The 17,030-nt window shown below is 57.0% G+C and carries 15 protein-coding genes; 4 read left to right on the plus strand and 11 right to left on the minus strand.

Annotated features, from left to right (window positions below):
- Window positions 1-954 (plus strand): agmatinase, encoded by a 954-nt coding sequence (locus tag ACR0CG_RS17275; protein WP_170486488.1) that lies wholly within the window; start codon window positions 1-3, stop codon window positions 952-954.
- Window positions 955-1,171: 217 nt separating this feature from the next.
- Window positions 1,172-2,488: an aminotransferase class III-fold pyridoxal phosphate-dependent enzyme gene (locus ACR0CG_RS17280; RefSeq protein WP_170682317.1), complete on the plus strand. Its 1,317-nt coding sequence runs from the start codon at window positions 1,172-1,174 to the stop codon at window positions 2,486-2,488.
- A 344-nt stretch (window positions 2,489-2,832) separates the two neighbouring features.
- On the opposite strand, the gene ACR0CG_RS17285 is transcribed toward ACR0CG_RS17280, so the two are convergent.
- Genes ACR0CG_RS17285 through ACR0CG_RS17305 form a run of 5 tightly spaced genes read right to left on the minus strand, consistent with a single transcriptional unit; the run spans window position 2,833 to window position 7,660 of the window.
- Entirely contained in the window at window positions 2,833-3,987 is a 1,155-nt protein-coding gene (locus ACR0CG_RS17285) for an acyl-CoA dehydrogenase family protein (protein WP_170485146.1), read from the minus strand.
- Window positions 3,988-4,010: 23 nt separating this feature from the next.
- The gene (locus ACR0CG_RS17290) at window positions 4,011-4,889 is read right to left on the minus strand and encodes an enoyl-CoA hydratase-related protein (RefSeq protein WP_170682316.1); all 879 of its coding nucleotides are present in this window, start codon (window positions 4,887-4,889) and stop codon (window positions 4,011-4,013) included.
- Window positions 4,890-4,892: 3 nt separating this feature from the next.
- A complete protein-coding gene (locus ACR0CG_RS17295; protein ID WP_170485150.1) occupies window positions 4,893-6,101 on the minus strand; it encodes an acetyl-CoA C-acetyltransferase in 1,209 nt (402 codons plus the stop codon).
- Between the two features lie 9 nt (window positions 6,102-6,110).
- Window positions 6,111-6,893: an enoyl-CoA hydratase-related protein gene (locus ACR0CG_RS17300; RefSeq protein ID WP_170485152.1), complete on the minus strand. Its 783-nt coding sequence runs from the start codon at window positions 6,891-6,893 to the stop codon at window positions 6,111-6,113.
- Window positions 6,893-7,660 (minus strand): SDR family NAD(P)-dependent oxidoreductase, encoded by a 768-nt coding sequence (locus tag ACR0CG_RS17305; protein ID WP_480526494.1) that lies wholly within the window; start codon window positions 7,658-7,660, stop codon window positions 6,893-6,895. The genes ACR0CG_RS17300 and ACR0CG_RS17305 overlap by 1 nt, the downstream gene beginning before the upstream one ends.
- A 233-nt stretch (window positions 7,661-7,893) precedes the next feature.
- On the opposite strand from ACR0CG_RS17305, the gene ACR0CG_RS17310 reads away from it, so the two are divergent.
- Together ACR0CG_RS17310 and ACR0CG_RS17315 are read left to right on the plus strand one after the other, a co-directional pair.
- The gene (locus ACR0CG_RS17310) at window positions 7,894-9,528 is read left to right on the plus strand and encodes an amidohydrolase (RefSeq protein ID WP_480526496.1); all 1,635 of its coding nucleotides are present in this window, start codon (window positions 7,894-7,896) and stop codon (window positions 9,526-9,528) included.
- Between the two features lie 14 nt (window positions 9,529-9,542).
- Complete coding sequence (locus ACR0CG_RS17315) at window positions 9,543-9,836, plus strand: hypothetical protein (RefSeq protein ID WP_480526498.1); 294 nt, start codon at window positions 9,543-9,545, stop codon at window positions 9,834-9,836.
- Between the two features lie 267 nt (window positions 9,837-10,103).
- Here ACR0CG_RS17315 and ACR0CG_RS17320 read toward each other — a convergent pair whose 3' ends face one another.
- The 6 genes from ACR0CG_RS17320 to ACR0CG_RS17345 all read right to left on the minus strand — a co-directional run bounded on the left by ACR0CG_RS17320 (window position 10,104) and on the right by ACR0CG_RS17345 (window position 17,011).
- Window positions 10,104-10,826, minus strand: a complete 723-nt coding sequence (locus ACR0CG_RS17320; RefSeq protein WP_170686459.1) for an NAD(P)-binding domain-containing protein — start codon at window positions 10,824-10,826, stop codon at window positions 10,104-10,106.
- 123 nt (window positions 10,827-10,949) lie between these two features.
- Window positions 10,950-12,005, minus strand: coding sequence for a threonine aldolase family protein (locus ACR0CG_RS17325; protein ID WP_480526499.1), 1,056 nt, complete (start codon window positions 12,003-12,005; stop codon window positions 10,950-10,952).
- Between the two features lies 1 nt (window position 12,006).
- Window positions 12,007-12,615, minus strand: coding sequence for an aminomethyltransferase family protein (locus ACR0CG_RS17330; RefSeq protein ID WP_170432415.1), 609 nt, complete (start codon window positions 12,613-12,615; stop codon window positions 12,007-12,009).
- A gap of 2 nt (window positions 12,616-12,617) precedes the next feature.
- A complete protein-coding gene (locus ACR0CG_RS17335; RefSeq protein WP_480526501.1) occupies window positions 12,618-15,485 on the minus strand; it encodes an FAD-dependent oxidoreductase in 2,868 nt (955 codons plus the stop codon).
- Window positions 15,482-15,751: a sarcosine oxidase subunit delta gene (locus tag ACR0CG_RS17340; protein ID WP_237212687.1), complete on the minus strand. Its 270-nt coding sequence runs from the start codon at window positions 15,749-15,751 to the stop codon at window positions 15,482-15,484. Before ACR0CG_RS17340 ends, ACR0CG_RS17335 begins: the two co-directional genes overlap by 4 nt.
- Before the next feature lie 21 nt (window positions 15,752-15,772).
- A complete protein-coding gene (locus ACR0CG_RS17345; RefSeq protein WP_170686463.1) occupies window positions 15,773-17,011 on the minus strand; it encodes an FAD-dependent oxidoreductase in 1,239 nt (412 codons plus the stop codon).
- Between the last annotated feature and the right edge of the window lie 19 nt (window positions 17,012-17,030).

Raw genomic sequence — 17,030 nt, forward strand, 5'->3', positions numbered from 1 at the left:
ATGGCTGACCCCAAGTATCAACCCGTCGACGCAACCCAGATCCCGCGCTTTTCAGACGTGGCAACCTTTATGCGCACCAAACGTGTGGACCCGTGCGAGGATATCGACATCGGTCTTGTTGGCGTTCCGTTTGATATCGGCCTGAACTATCGCTCCGGCCCCCGAGAAGCGCCGGGCGCCGTACGCCATGCAAGCCGGTTGATCCGCATGGCGCATCCCACCACAGATGTGGAACCCTACAAACTGTGCAACATCGCTGATTTGGGGGATGCGACGGTCAATCCGCTGAGCCTCGAACAGTCGCTTCGGAACATCCAGGATTTCTTTGCAAATCTGAAGGCGTTGAACATCCGGCCCGTTGCCATTGGCGGTGACCACACCATCCCGACCCCCATCCTGCGGGCGCTGGCGGCCGATGGACCTGTAGGCCTGTTGCAGATCGACAGCCATGCCGATGTGCTGGACGAGATGTGTGGCACCAAGGTCAACCACGCGACCTTTATGCGACGTGCGACCGAAGAAGGTCTGATCGACCCCAAGCGCACGGTGCAGTTGGGGTTGCGCGGTTCGCGCTTCGTGCCTGAGGATATCCAGTTCGGCTATGACGCCGGCTTCACCATGATCCCGATGGATGATTATGAGGACATGGGCCGAAAAACCGCGATCGAGACCATTCGCAAAACGCTTGAAGGCGGTCCGGTTTACGTGACCATTGATATCGATGGGCTCGATCCGTCGTTCTGCCCTGGCACAGCTGTGCCAGAGATTGGCGGCATCATCCCGCGCGACGTTCAAAAAATCCTTCAGGGGCTGATGGGGCTCGACATCATCGGCGGCGATATCTGCGAGGTTGCCCCCTGTTACGATCCGACCGGTGTGACCAGCGTCACCGCTGCGAACCTGATGTTTGAACTGACATGCCTTATCGCTCACGCAATAGGCAGGAAGGTTTAGACCATACACTTGCGCCAGCCAGACCCAAATGACCGGATGGAATGGGATTGGCTCTGGTTGGCGCTTTCAGGTTCTCCGCACCCTTGAGAGGATGGAAGATACCTACTGCTTGACGGACTTGTTTGTGCCCACAGATGCACGGGCAGGCCGTCGAAAATACAACGTTACCAGTCCGTGAACGGGTACTTTTACAGTGGAACAGCGCAAAGGCAGCCACATGCGAAACCTTGATTTGAACACCGCCATTGTCGAAGCACGGCAGGCTTTTACCGAAGCACATCCTCAGTCGCTGGCCCGTCATAGAGCGGCGCAAAATGTCATGCCGGGTGGCAATACCCGCTCGATACTGCATTACGGACCGTTTCCTTTTACCGTCATTCGCGGCCAGGGCGCCCGGATTTGGGATGCAGACGGCAACGACTATGCCGATTTTCTTGGTGAATATACCGCCGGTCTCTACGGCCATAGCAACCCGGTGATCGAGGCAGCTGTACGCGACGCCCTGTCCAAGGGGATCGTGCTGGGGGGACCTAACCTTGTTGAAGCCGAGTTCGCCCGTCTGATGTGCGAACGGTTTCATTCGGTCGAACGCATCCGCTTCACCAATTCCGGCACGGAGTCCAACATGATGGCCATTTCCGCCGCGCGCGCCTTTACAGGGCGCGAGGGTGTCATGGTCATGAACGGTGGCTATCACGGCGGCGTCTTGAGTTTCGAAGGTACGGGCAAGATGAACGCGCCGTTTCCGTTCCACTATTGCGATTACAATGACACCGACATGGCTCGGGACATGATCCGTGCCCTTGGCGACAAGCTGGCGGTTGTGATCGTTGAGCCGACGGTTGGTGCGGGCGGTGGCATGCCCGGGTCGCAAGAGTTCCTGACGGCCCTGCGCGAAACCACACAAGAAACTGGCGCTTTGTTAATTTTTGACGAGGTCATGTCATCGCGACACACCCGCGGAGGGATGCAGGGGCTGACAGGTATCATGCCGGACCTGACAACATTTGGCAAATACCTTGGCGGCGGATTGACTTTCGGCGCTTTTGGAGGGCGGGCCGACATCATGGACCGCTTTGATCCCGAACATCCCAACGCATGGGGGCATGCCGGCACGTTCAACAACAATATCCTTACCATGTCAGCCGGCCATGCCGGGCTGAGTAAAGTCTATACACCCGACGTGGCGGACACTTTCTTTGAGACGGGTAATCAGTTTCGTGAAAGCCTAGCAAGCGAGTTGGCCGGGATCGACGTGCCAATGTCGATCACCGGACTGGGCTCGATGATGGTGTTCCACTTCCGCGACTCGCCGCCGACGAAGCCACTTCTGGGAGATGAGAAACCGCCAAAAGACCTGTTGGACCTGATCCATCTCGACATGATCGCGCGGGGTCACTTCTTTGCTAGGCGCGGCATGATCAACCTTTCGCTGGCGACCACCCGGGACGAGATGGGAACGTTTCGCAGCGATTTCGCCGAGGTTATCCGGTCGCGGGCCGCCTTGATCCGCAGTGTGACCTGCGACGGTTGAAACTCTGCCACTAGAGCTCCAGTTTACTTTTGAAACCCTTGAGGATCAGGCGCGTTTGGCATGAAGTATTTCAAATGAGCCAATCGCTGCCCGGTTGCACTGTGCAGTATTTTAACAGCGGTGAGGGAAACGGTGCGCCGGTGATCCTGCTGCATGGCAGCCGATCGGCTGCTCGTCTTTGTCTTGGCGGTACCTGTTTCCTACGCTGATGGGGACAAAACGTGTGATTGCCTTTTTGTCCCGGCTACGGCGGAAGCATGGTTTTGGGGCGGTTCTATGTGAATAACGTACAGAGACCGCGCGTGATTGTGCGCGGTCTCCATTTCCTGTTGGGTTTATTGCGGTTAGACGTCGATCGACCTTGCGATCAGTTCCTTCATGATCTCGTTTGTCCCGCCATAGATCATCTGAACCCGGCTGTCGGCATAGAGCCGCGCAATGGGATATTCCATCATGTAGCCATAGCCCCCAAAGAGTTGCAGGCATTCATGAACCACTTCGTTCTGGGTCTGGCTGGCCCAGTACTTCGCCATCGATGCACGCTCGGCAGTGAGTTGGCCCTGTTCCAGCAGCATAATGCTCTCGTTGATGAAGGACCGAAGCAATTCGGCTTTGGTTTTGATCTCGGCCAGCTTGAAACGCGTGTTTTGGAAATCCATGACACGTTTACCGAAGGCTTTGCGTTCCTGAACGTATGTCACGGTCTCATCGAGGGCAAAGTCAATCACACCAAGGGCAGTGATGGCGATAATCAGACGTTCCCAGGGAAGCTGCTTCATGAGCTGATAGAAGCCCTGACCCTCGTCTGCACCCAGTAGGTTGGTCAAAGGCACCTTCACGCCCTCAAAGAACAGTTCAGCCGTGTCATTGCCCTTCATGCCCAGCTTTTTTAGGTTCTTGCCGCGTTTGAAGCCTTCGGCGCCCTCAGTCTCCATTACGATCAGTGAGGTACCTTTGGCGCCTTCACCCCCGGTCTTGGCCACGACGATGATCAAGTCGGCCAGTTGTCCGTTGGTGATGAAGATTTTCGAGCCGTTGATGCGATAGCAATTGCCGTCTTTAACCGCGCTGGTCCGCACGGCTTGCAGGTCAGACCCGGTACCCGGTTCAGTCATGGCAATTGCCCCGACCATCTCACCCGACACCAGCTTGGGTAGCCAGCGGTTCTTTTGCTCCTCCGAGCCAAAGGTCGTGATGTAGTGCATCACGATCGATTGGATCGAGTAGCCCCAGCCGGTATCGCCGCGGCGACCCTGTTCATAGACGGTGATCGCGTCGAATCCGATGCCGCCCTCGACGCCCCCAAAGGCTTCGGGGATTGAACCGGCCATGATCCCAGCCTCCCCGGCCTTGCGCCAGAACTCGCGGTCGACGCGTCCCTGTTCGGCCCATGTTTCAATGTTCGGTGTCAGTTCATCGTCTAGAAACCGGCCGACACTGTCGGCAAACATCTGGTGTTCCTCCTGCTGCCATGTTGCGGCGGGTGAAAACAGGGTCATCGGGTGTTCTCCGTTTCTCGTTTTTATCGTGCCAGGAACGCCGCCAATTTGGTCTTGGCTTCGGGCGAGATGCAAAGCTGGGCAAAATAGCGGCTTTCGATTTTGCAAGCGGATGCAAATCCAGCAGCAGCGCCTTCTGTTGCGGCGGCCAGGATAGCGTGAGGGGCAGGTTCTTTGCCGGCGGCTTTCACGGTGGCGGCAAAAGTGCCGGAAATCACGCTTGGCATCGCACCCAGATAAGGATTGCCGCCCGGGATACGTTCGCGCCGTTCATCCCAGGGTTTGGAGGGCGATGGGTGTGCGTTGATCAGCTCGCGCGCTGCTGCCATCATTGCCTGTGCGTCATCCACAACCACATCCACAAGCCCCATCTCTTGCGCTGTGTCGGCGTCTGCGGCGCGGCCAGACATAAGAAAGGGAAGCGCGGCCTTGAGCCCCAGCATTCGGGTGGTTCGAACGACGCCGCCCGCACCGGGCAGCAATCCGAGGCCCACTTCGGGAAGGCCAAAGCGGGTCTTTTCTCCCCGCATCGCGACACGGCCATTACAGGCCAGCGCGATCTCAAGCCCTCCACCAAGGGCGGAACCATTCATTGCTGCGATCACTGGTTTCCCGAGCGTTTCAAGTCGGCGCAAAACGTCTTTCAAGCCCTGCGCGACGTCGAATGCGGCGAGCGGATCGTCGATTGATGCCAGCATATTGATGTCGCCGCCGGCAAAGAAGGTGGACTTGGCCGAGGTGATGATCACGCCCCGGAGGTTGGCTTCGCGATCAAGACATCCAAGGATTTCCTCCATCATCGGGATGAAATCCGCGTCGATCACGTTGACCGGCTTGCCCTGTGTATCCAGCGTGATTGTGGCGATGCCATCATCGCCCATTGCAAAGGTGTAATTGGCCATGGATCAGACCCTTTCGATGATGGTTGCAATGCCCATGCCACCGCCGATGCACAACGTGGCAAGGCCGCGTTTCTGGTCGCGGGCTTCAAGCTCGTCCAAGAGGGTGCCGAGGATCATCGCGCCAGTCGCGCCCAAGGGGTGCCCCATGGCGATGGCGCCGCCGTTGACGTTCACCTTGTCGGCCGAAACCTCCATGTCTTTCATGAAGCGCATGGCAACGCTGGCGAAGGCCTCGTTGATCTCGAACAGGTCGATGTCCTCGACAGCCAGCCCAGCTTTTGCCAGTGCTTTGCGCGAGGCGGGGGCGGGACCGGTAAGCATGATCGTCGGTTCGGAGCTGGTGACGGCGGTTGCAAGGATGCGCGCACGGGGTTTGGCGTCGATCTTGGTGCCTATGGCCTCGGACCCGATCACTACGGCGGCCGCGCCGTCGACGATGCCGGACGAATTGCCTGCGTGATGCACATGGTTGACCGCGTCATAATCGCTGTATTTCGCCAGCATGACCGCGTCGAACCCCGCCTCTCCCATTGCTGCGAACGAAAGTTTCAGTGTGCCAAGGCTCTCGACCGTGGCATCTGGGCGCATGTGCTCGTCGGTGGCCAGAATCGTGCGGCCAATCTCGTCAACAACCGGAACGATGGCCCCGTCGAATGCGCGACGTTGCCATGCGGCGGCGGCACGACGCTGGGACTCGACTGCGAAGGCGTCCACGTCCTCTCGGGAATAACCGTCGATGGTGGCAATCATGTCAGCACCCACACCCTGCGGCGCAAAGCCATTGCGCAACATGGTTTCCGGATCGCCAAGCCACGCGCCGCCATCGGACAGAATGGTGACGCGCGACATACTTTCCACACCACCCGCGATCACGAGGTCTTCCATGCCCGATGCGATCTTCTGCGTCGCGACGTTCACCGCCTCCAGGCCCGAGCCACAGAAGCGGTTGATTTGCACGCCACCGACGCTTTCGTCATATCCGGCGCGCTGGGTAGCGGAGACAGCAATATCACCACCCTGTTCGCCAAGCGGGGTCACGCAGCCCAGGACCACGTCATCGACAAGGGTGGTGTCTATGCCATTGCGGTCGCGCGCTGCACGCAGCACCCCGGCGGCTAGTTCCACAGGTTTGATTTCATTTAACGCGCCATCGGCGCGACCTTTGCCGCGTGGGGTGCGCAGCGCATCAAAAATATAGGCTGTGTTGGACATAATTTTCTCCTATCGTCCAGCAAACTTTGGTCGCCGTTTTTCCAGAAAGGCGCGCATAGCGACCTCGTTGTCTTCGGTCGCAATAGAGGTTCTGATCGCGTCGGCCTCGGCATCGAGTTGGTCGCTCAGCGAGGTATGCATCGCCGCATGGCACAAGCGTTTCGTCTTGCCATAGGCAAGCGTTGGTCCCTGAGCAAACGCGTCAGCCAGTTCCCGGCCCCGGTTTTTGAGGGTCCATTTCGGCACGATTTCGGCAACGAGTCCCAGATCAAGTGCCTCATTCGCAGTGAGTTTGCGGTTGTGTAGGATGATTGACTTGGCCCGTTGCACACCCACCTGCCTTGAAAGAGATGCCGTTAACCCGCCATCCGGTGACATACCGATTGCCGCATAGGCCGGGGTCAAGGTCACTTCGGGGGTGGCGATGGCATAGTCTCCAGCCAGGGCTAACGACATACCACCGCCCGCAGCCTGACCGTTGAGAGCTATGACGACAGGCGCATCCATTTCGCAGAGCGCAACAATTGCGCCATGCAGATGCTGCAATCCCTGGTCGAGATAGGCGGCACGGTCCGAGGCGTTGACAATCTCGGCCAGATCGCCGCCACAGCTGAAGAACCGATCCCCCGAACCCGTGATCAGAACCGCGCGCGCCTTGTCTTCTGCGGCGCGCAAGGCCGCAGATTCGAGCGCGGCAAGCAAAGCCACGCTCATCGCATTGGCCGCATCTGGGCGATGCAGCTTGAGCGTTGCCACATCACCAGAAAAGTCATAGAGCACCGGAGTGCTCATCAGCGAATTCCAAGCCGGATGGAGCCATCCAGACGGATGGTTTCGCCGTTCATCATGCTGTTTTCGGCGATATGCGTGGCCAGTTTGGCAAACTCTGACGGATGCCCAAGACGGGCCGGGAAAGGTACCTGAGCGCCAAGCGAATCTTGTGCCTCTTGCGGCAGGGCGGTCATCATCGGGGTTTTGAACAGCCCCGGAGCAATTGTCACGACGCGCACGCCATCCCGCGACAAATCGCGGGCCATGGGAAGCGTCATGCCAACGACACCCGCCTTCGATGCGCTATAGGCAATCTGGCCCATCTGTCCGTCAAAGGCCGCGACCGACGCGGTATTGATGATCACGCCACGCTCGCCATCTTGGTTCAGCGGATCGGCCGCGACCATGCCAAGCGCGGACCTCGAGGCGCAGTGGAAGGTGCCCAGCAGGTTGATTTTGAGAACCTTGTCGAAGAAGGCGGATTCCATCGGAATGCCCTTCGAGATGGTCTTGCCCGGCGTGCCGACACCGGCACAATTCACCATGATACGTTCCTGACCAATTTTGGCGCGTATAGTTTCAAATCCAGCTTCAACACTGGTCAGATCGGAGACATCGACCTTGGCAAATGCGCCGCCAAGTTCTTCGGCTAACGCAACACCTCGGTCTTCGTCCAAATCGAAAATGCCGACCCGGACACCGTGGCTGGCTAGGTCGCGGGCGGTGGCTTCACCAAGACCAGAGGCGCCACCGGTAATGACGGCGGAAATCGAAGAGTTCAGTTCCATAGCGGGATCCTTGAGGAGTAAAACCTTGTCTTTCGTACTGACCTAGTTCTCACGGAGTTAACGTGGAATAGGGTGAAACCCATAGAACAGCGCCTTCAGAACAATTCGGACTGATCGGTCAGGTCTGTTTTGCTTTGTTCAGCTAATCAAATGGCGCTTTCCTGTTGCTGTTTGCGACAGCACTTACTGCGCAAACGGCAGACATGGTGTTCACGAACGCCAGCGTTCTTACAATGAACGATGATGCACCAAGTGCCGAGGCGGTTGCGGTGACCGGCAACGAGATTTCCTATGTGGGTGATGCTGCCGGAGCACAGGCTTTGATTGGTGAAAAAACCGAGGTATTTGATCTGGGTGGTGACACCCTTTTGCCGGGGTTTGTATCCGGGCACGACCATATCATTGTGTCCGGCTGGACGACCCGCGGTGTGAGCCTGTTCGGCATTGAAACGCTCGATGAAGCGCTGGCAGCGATCAAGAAGCATGCAGACGAAAACCCGGATGAAGAACTGATCCTTGGCTACGGCTTCAACCAGGTCTCATATGGTGGCTGGCCCACCAAAGAAGATCTGGACTCCGTCGTTTCGGATCGTCCGGCGTTTATCCTTGATTTCACAATCCACGATGTCTGGATGAACTCCAAGGCCTTTGAGGCTGGCGGGGTCGACCCCGATGAACCCGATCAGGTGCCTGGGGTGATGTTCTGGCAACGCGATGCGGATGGCAAACAAACCGGCATCGGCATTGAATTCCAGTGGGCGACAGCATTCCGAAATGCCGGTGCATGGGACGCTGCCGCTTCTATCCCGGATATTCAGAAACGGCTTTATGAACAGGCGGTAAAAACCGGTTTGACGGCTGTTCACGTGCCCTTGATTGCCATGCCAACCGTGACGGACCTGCCGCTCAGCACGGAGGATGAAAAACTCGCTCTGGCGCATCTTCACGAATTGGAAAAGGCAGGCGAACTCACTCTGAGAACCTTTGTGGCGACCGGTTTCAAGGATCCCACTGCCAAGGCAGATGACATCGTCGCGCATACCGTGGAACTGCGCGAGAAGTATGACAGCGACATGCTGCGAATCTGGGGCATCAAAATCCACCCTGAGGGAAATTGGAGCTCTCAAACGGCATGGATGATGGACCCTTACACTGATGGAACGCGTGGGGCCGCAGCAATCGAGGGCCCAATGATCACGTCGGTATATCTTCAGGCCAATCGGGTCGGCTTGCCAGTTGGGACACATGTTGATGGGTCTCAAACCGTGCGCAACGCCGTAAATGCCATCATGACGTCACGCGGTGCAGGGTATGACGTGCCCAACAACCTTCTTCACCACTACTTCTGGGTTTCGGACAAAGACCACGAAACGGTGATTGAAAATGAGATCATGGTCAACACGACGCCAATTTTCCACGTCGATTGGGAAGCGCAGGATGTGAACGCCCTTGACCTGCTGGGGAGCGCCCGCGTCGAAGCGACCTTTGCCCGTTACTCGTCGCTTATGGCTTTGGGGCACAATGTGTCTATTTCGTCGGATGTGCCCTCCGCTCCGATCGATCTTATTGGCCCTCTGCTCAATGTTGAAATCGCGATGACCCTGCGCGATCCTTTCAACGATGAATCCAAGCCATTCCCACTTTCGCGCAAACCTGCATCGTTGCACGAAGCGCTCAAGGCGATCACGATTTACCCTGCGCAGCAGCAAGCAATGGAGGACAAGATCGGAACGATTGAAGTTGGGAAGTACGCCGATCTCGTAGTTCTGGATCAGGATATCGAGGATGTCGAACCACGCAACATTTCAGGCATCAAGATCTTGGGCACCGTGATGAATGGGCAGTTCACGCACCGCGAAGGACTGTGAGCGCGGGTGTCTCGATGAGGCCCTTTCTGAAGAAAGTGATCGCCGCAGCCTTGGCTGTGGCGATCCCGACAATCGCATTTGCAGATGTCGCATTCATCGCAATCCTGACCGTTCAACAGGAAAACCAGAAAGATTTTGACGCTCTGGCAAAGCGTATGGTTGCAGGGAAATGCTTCACGCGCAGGCCGATGTTCTCCGGTCCATCTATAAGGCAGAGCTTTTGGCGAAGTTCATTGAAGAAGCCGCAACGGTTTATGAACGTCGTGGAATTTTCGAAAAAAGATACTGATTTGAGTACGTGTCGATAGCGGTTCGGCTATGAGACGACCCAGCGAATTCAGAGACCGGCTTGGCTAACTTGGCAATATAGCTAATCCGTGCATTGCGGTACGCGCAATTTTAGCGAATTTCAAAAAGTGCTTCGGCGGCATTGTGCTGCATGCGCACGCAGCGCGCCGCTCCGCGGCACTGCCGAAAAACTAACGAATGGAGGCCGCTCATTGGCGTTCGGGCCACTTTGGTTTCGCCAGCCACTGTCGTCTGTTCTGCCCTTATGGATCATGCTCTACAGCTGCTCATAACTTGGAAAGCCCCTGTTTAAGCTGCTCCGTGAAGCCCGAAGTTTCCATATAATTCCGCAGGCGCTGGTTATATCCTCCGGGTGTGTTCAGTGCCCGGATCAGGTGCTGGCAATCCGGAGTGGCTTGCAGGCTAGAGCCGACCAGAGCACGTAAAAACGCTTCGCCCTGCGCAGCATCTTTAACATTTTCTCCCAGCCATTCTCCGGCTTTCTGCACCATGACGGTTGCCGGTGAAAGCACAGCCTGAGCGGCGAGATAGGCGGCAAGTTCACTTTGATCCGCTAGTTGGAAGATAGAATTGCGAGCCCCAAAAAGCGCATTGGCGATTGCAGCATCGCCCAGTATCAAGATCGGAGATCCGCCTGTGGCGATTCCAGGAAAAGGGATCATATTTGCGACAGCAGTCGCCGGCGCAACCATTTCTCGCAAATCTGAGAGCGTCGGGCCGGACATGAGTGATATGATCTTTTGGTCTGGCCTGAATGTCAGGGAAGAGAGAACGGGCCTTGCTTGTTCAGCCACCAGACCCAGGAACACGATGTCACTCGCATCAAGGACCTCTTGATTGTCAGCAACAGTCACATTTTCATATTTTCCAGCGAGCCGGGAGGAGTGCGCCTCTCCGCGGTGTGAAACGGTGATTTGGTGGCCGTCCTCAGCAATCCCATCGACAACGGCGGCGGCTATGGTACCTGTTCCAACAATTCCGATTCTCATGGTAGAACTCACTCTCCTCCAGTTTGTTGCATTGACAAAATTCTAAAAGTCTACGCTCAAAGCATTTGTTATCTCCCGGCATCAAATCTGCAGCGGTGCGTGAAAAAGCCTCGGATAAGCGCCCTAATTGCAGTTTTTCGAAAAATTACGACAGGTATGTTCAAAAATTTCCAAGTGGGATTCCTCATCCGCATAGGACATCACCATGCGCACTCCATTGCCTTGCCCGTCACAAACCCAGGGACGCAGGGACAATCCTACCTTTACTAGCGCTGCCTCTAGCGCAAGCGGCAACTGAACAAAGACTTCGTTGATATGCACCGGATGGACAACTTCGACCCCTGGGCAGGCGTGCAAGGCAGCGAGGATACGTGTGGCATTGCCATTGGCGCGGGCCGCATTTGTCCGCCACAGATCATCCTCCAAATGGGCAAGGAGCTGGGCGGACATGTAGCGCATCTTCGACGAAAGGTGCCCTGCTCGTTTATGCATGAAGCGCAGCGCCGCGCCGATGGCCGGATCAAATGTGATCACGGCTTCAGCGTTCATCGTGCCATTTTTGGTGGTGCCGTAGGTCAGCAGATCAACACCCGCCTTCCAAGTCATTTCCGCAGGGGAACAGCCCAGGTGGACGAGCGCATTGGAAAACCGCGCCCCATCCAGATGGGTCTTCATGCCCGTACCGTGAGCGATGGCATTCAGTTCAGCTAATTCCTCCAACCCATAGGTGACACCGCATTCGGTGGCCTGGGTCAGACAAAGCGCGCTGGCCTGCATATGATGGGCGTTGCCAATGCCATGATCGGAAAGCGCCTGACGCAAGGCCTGTGGCGTGATCTTATTGTGCGCCCCGCTCAGTAAAGTCATGCGCCCACCACCAGAATAAAACTCCGGCGCGCCACATTCGGTGGTGACCACATGAGCCAGGCGGTGGCAAAAGATAGTGCCATAGGGTGGCGTGATCGCGCCCAGAGCCAAACCGTTGCCTGCTGTACCCGTGGGCACGGGAAAGACAAAGGCTTCACGCTCGAAGAACTCGGAAAATGCCGGGTTCAAACGCTCGGCCCACTGATCCGCGCCATAAGCTGTCTCAACGCCAGTGTTGCAGGCGATCAAAGCCTGCATCACCTCGTCACAAACCGGTGCACCATTGTCCGAGTTAAACTGGTAGCTTGGCATCTCAGACAAATCCTCCGCCAAATTCCGCCGCCGCATCTTGTAGGACATCCCACAGGTAATGGCCGGAAGCAAAATCGCTCAGCATATAAAGCCCGAACTCGCCGTTGCGATCCTGGCGCAGCAGGATGGCACCGAGCCGCGCAACTACGGTTTGCGCCACGTCCCCTTCCGCAAAGACGTCAGGCCGCAGATCCACACCACAAATCTTGGCCATCATCGACGGTACATCTGCGCCGGTGATCCACAGCCAACTATGGCTGTCTTCCCGAGGCAGCGGAAAGCCGATGCCCTGAGTGCCAGTGGACCGCGCCGTATCCCAGGCCTTCGTCAGATTTGCGCAGAAGGTGGAACGACCCTCTGGATCAGGCAGTGCCAGGTATTCCTGCCCGCCTAGCCAGGCGATGACTGTGCCATCGTCTTGAAAGGCGGCTTGGTTGGGGGCGTCTGGCACGGTGTCAACTTGAGATGCCAGCCAGTCGCGGGTGCCTCGGCCTTTGAAGCCGGTGCGCGGCAAGGCGGAAAGGTCGGTAATCTTCACACCGCCGCTGACTGTCGGGCGAGTGTCGCGCAAACGATGAGCAAAGGGGCTTTGTGCGATTGGATTGTCCATGATCACATCTCCTGCCGCTTGTTGTCGGGGTCGTAGAAATGGGGGGAGCAAACGGTTGCCTGATGCAGGCTTCCGTCACTGGCACGCAAGGTGATCTTCGCACCGGTCTCGCTGTCAGAGCGGGCCGCATAGGCCAGACCAATGACCTTGCCCACCGAAGGCGACTGACAGATCGACGTCACAAAGCCCGCGATCTCACCATTTTTGATCACCAGATTGCTTTCTTCCAATCCAGCCGTAGGCATCTCATCCAGGGAGAAGCCGACCAATTTACGATCCCTAAGCGTCTTGTTGCGCAATTCCAGACTGCGTTTGCCGACGAAGAATGGTTTCTTATTGGCCACCGCCCAGATCATGTCCAGCTCTTCCGGCGTGGTCATACCGTCGGTGTCCTGGCCAACAATCACATGGCCCTTTTCCAGTCGCATGACGCGCTGTGCTTCCAGCCCGAAGGGGCGAATGCCAAACTCGGCACCCGCTTCAGCAATAGCATCCCAAAGCGCCCCGCCATAACGCGCGGGCACATGGATTTCGTAGCCCAACTCACCAATGAAACCGACCCGGAAAGCCCGAGCGGGAATGCCTGCCACATGCCCCTCGCGATAAGCGAGATACGGGAAATCCTCAGCGCCAGTGGCGATATCATCTGTCAGCTTGTTAAGCACCGTACGGGCATTTGGTCCGGCAAGGTTCACGCCGGCATAGGCTGCGGTCACATTGGCAATATCCACGTCCAACCGCCATTGGGCGTTCCACCACAGCATATTACGGTAGATATTGTCGACGCCGGTGGTGGTTGCGGTGATGTAGAAGTAATCCTCGGCAATGCGGCAAGCCACACCGTCGTCAATCACTGTACCCGCCTCATTGGTCATCAGCAGGTAACGTGTTTTGCCGATGGGCAGTTTGGCATAGGCAAATGTGTACATCCGATTGAGGAATTCTGCCGCATCAGGACCGCGCACATCCAACCCACCAAGCGTTGAAACATCGATCATACCGACGTTGGTGCGCGCATTACTGACTTCGAGCGCAATGGTCTTCTTAGCATTGCCCCGCCCATAATAAGCCGGACGTTGCCAATTCCCTGCCAGCAACCATTCTGCTCCGGCTGACTCATGCCGGGAATGCATCGGCGTGCGGCGCATCGGCGTGAACTTACGTCCCGCCAGCGTGGCAATCTTTTCCGTTGTAAAAGGTGGTCGCGCGGTGGTGACCCCCACTTCCGCAACAGTGCGGTCGGAGTGTTTGGCGACCAGGCGTGCGGTCGGCAGCGCCGCGTGCCGACCTTGGCTAGGCCCCATGCCAACGGTGGAGAAGCGTTTAACCAATTCCAGTTCGCGGTAGCCCTCGGCAACCGCATTCTTGATGTCCTTGATTTGCAGATCTTCGTCGAAATCCACAAAATCCTTGCCTTTAGGATGTGGGAAAATAGGCCAGGGGTAATTGGGCGAAGTGGCGCATTTGTCTGGCGCTTCCGGGGCATCAGCCTCCGACAGCCGGGCCGCAGCCCGCGCACCCATGGCCGTGCCATGAGCTACACAGCGCTCCAGCGCGTATCGGCCATCCATTGATCCAGCGAGACCAACGTCGGCGTTGTGCCCAGTGATCGAGAACATGGCCGTTTTATCGTCATACCCAACTTTGCCGCCAGCTTGCACAGCGAGCTGATAGGTTGGTGTGTAGCCCACCGACATGCAGACCAGATCGCACGGTAGCATCCGCTGCTTACCAGTCGCTGCACCCGCGTCGTCCAATTCGGCAATGGAGACGCCCCGCACATGCTTGTGGCCTGGCCCGGGCAAGGCCTCATAGATGCAGCAGCCATCGTGGATGGTAAGCCCCACTGTCTGAACCTGTGCCCGCAATGGCCCTTCCGCCTCCTTGCGCAGTTCGCAGACAGTGACGGAAACACCTGCATCCACCAAGTCAAGAGCCACACCATAGGCGTCATCGTTGCCCGCCAGAACAACTGCCGTCTGCCCCGGTGTGACACCGTAAGATTTTATCAAACGCTGCGCAGCGGAACCCTGCATAATCCCAGGCAGATCGTTGTTGCGGAATTGCGCGGGTTGTTCGATCAGTCCTGTGGCAAGCACCAACTGACGCGCCCGGATTTTGTGCAATCGGTTACCCTGGATCACCGCCAGCCAATTGTCGGCAAACCAGCCATTACAGACGGCGTCAGTCCAAGTCTCGATGTTTTCCATCGCCTCGACATGATCGATCAGGTCTTGCAAATTCATGCCGCGTGCATAGGTCGCCGCGCCGCCCAGCTGTGGATTTTCATCAACCAGCAGAACAGACCCACCCAACTTGGCCGCCTCTAGCGCCGCAGCCAGACCAGCAGGACCGGCACCCACCACAACCACATCATACCAGCCATAAGCTTTGTCGTGATAACCGTCTTCGGGCGCATTGATATCCATAGTGCCCAGACCCGCCTTGGCACGGATCAGCGGTTCCCAGATTTTCTCCCAGATGCCTTTAGGCTTATAGAAAGTGCGATAATAGAACCCCACAGGCATGAAACGCCCCATACGGTTCATGAAGAAGTCGCGATCTTTCTCCAAGGAACCGTTGACGTTTTGAGCCTTGATCTCTAGCCCTTCAGAAATCGGGTGACGGTCGGCAAAAACGCTGACCTCATTGCCGATCTGCACCAATGTATTGGCGTCCTGACCGGCCATGGTCAGCACCCCGCGCGGGCGATGGTATTTGAAGCTGCGCGACAGAACCCATTGCCCATTGGCCGCCAGGGCCGAGGCAATGGTGTCGCCCTGAACACCGGAGTAGCGTTTTCCCTCAAAGAAAAAAGTGATCGGTTTCGTGCTGTCGATCAGCGCGCCGGTTCGAGTGATTTGAGTCATGATCGGAGTTCCTCGGATGGGCGAAGGTCCTCGGATGGATAGGTTCGAAGGATTTCGTCTGTCACGGTGTTACGTTCGGCAATGAACCAGTAGTTGGTCGGCGTATGGCACCACCATTCGCGCACTACGCCAGCGGCGTTATTGGCGAGCCAGACGTACTCGGCCCAATCCTTGTCGGAAGTCTTGTCCGGGTCGGGATGGTTGTGGAATTCGCCGTAACAAATGAATTCGGAAATGTTGCGGGGTCCGTTCAACGGACAGTGCATGATTTTCAATTGCGTTGTCCCTTAGTGGCTGGCCGCTGTGGCACCCATTTCATTAACCAGGTCAAAAGTGTCGAAACGATCAAGGCGGAAGGGTTGGATCATTTCCGGCACCCGGTCTTCAGCAATTGCCTGTGCCAGATAGAAACCGCTGGCGGGGGTCGACTTGAATCCCCATGTGCCCCAGCCCGCATCCAGCCAGTAGTTGTCCAATGGCGAACGTCCCATGACCGGGCTGTAATCCGGCGTCATGTCGGTGATACCCGCCCATTGACGCAGAATTTTCAGATCCCCAATGAAGGGAAACATCTCCAGCGCGGAGGCCGCCAGACTTTCCTTCATGTCCAGCGTTGAGCGAGTGTTGTAGAGCTCATAAGGATCAGAACCCCCGCCAATCACCAGCTCGCCACGGGCGGATTGCGAAATATAGCAATGCAGCGCAGTGGAGGAGACCATCGGGTTTAGGAAGGGTTTCACCGGGTGGGTCACCATGGCCTGCAGCGGGAAGCTGCGGATCGGCAAGCGTAGCCCGGCCATGGCAGCCACAACCGAGGAATGCCCGGCCACACATTGCACCACAGCCCCAGCCGAGACATTGCCACGATTGGTCTGCACTTCTGTGACCTTATTCCTGTCCACTGTCAGACCAGTCACCTGAGTTTTCTGGTGCAATTCCACACCGCGGTCACAAGCACGGATGGCATATCCCCAAGCAACCGCGTCGTGCCGCGCGGTGGCAGCATCCGGGTGCCACAAACCTTTGAGGATTGGGCGACCTTCAATATCCAGGTTTAGACTGGGCACCAGCTCTTTGATCTGCTGACGATCCAGGATTTCGTTGCGTTCACCCAGAAATGTGCCACTGTCCGCCCGTAGGCGCAGCGCCCGCGAAACGCCATCGGAATGAGACAGGGTCAGCTGACCCCGGCGGGAGTACATCAGGTTGTAGTCCAGCTCGTTGGCCAAGCTTTCATAGAGCCGCATAGAAGCGGCATAGAACTTGATTGACTGCGAGGTGATGTAGTTGGAGCGGATCACCGTGGTATTGCGCGCTGTGTTGCCGCCGCCCAGGTAGCCTTTTTCTAGAATGGCAATATTTGTTATGCCGTGTTTCGTCGCCAGATGATAGGCAAGCGACACTCCGTGACCGCCGCCACCTATGATCACGACGTCGTAGTGTTTTTTCAGATCAGGGGTTCGGGGAATCTCCTCACGCACCGGATAGCGTCGAGAGAGACCGTATTTGAGTAGCGCCAGGACCATGAGGAGAGACCTTCTAGAG

The sequence above is a fragment of the Ruegeria sp. AB8 genome (assembly GCF_056542605.1).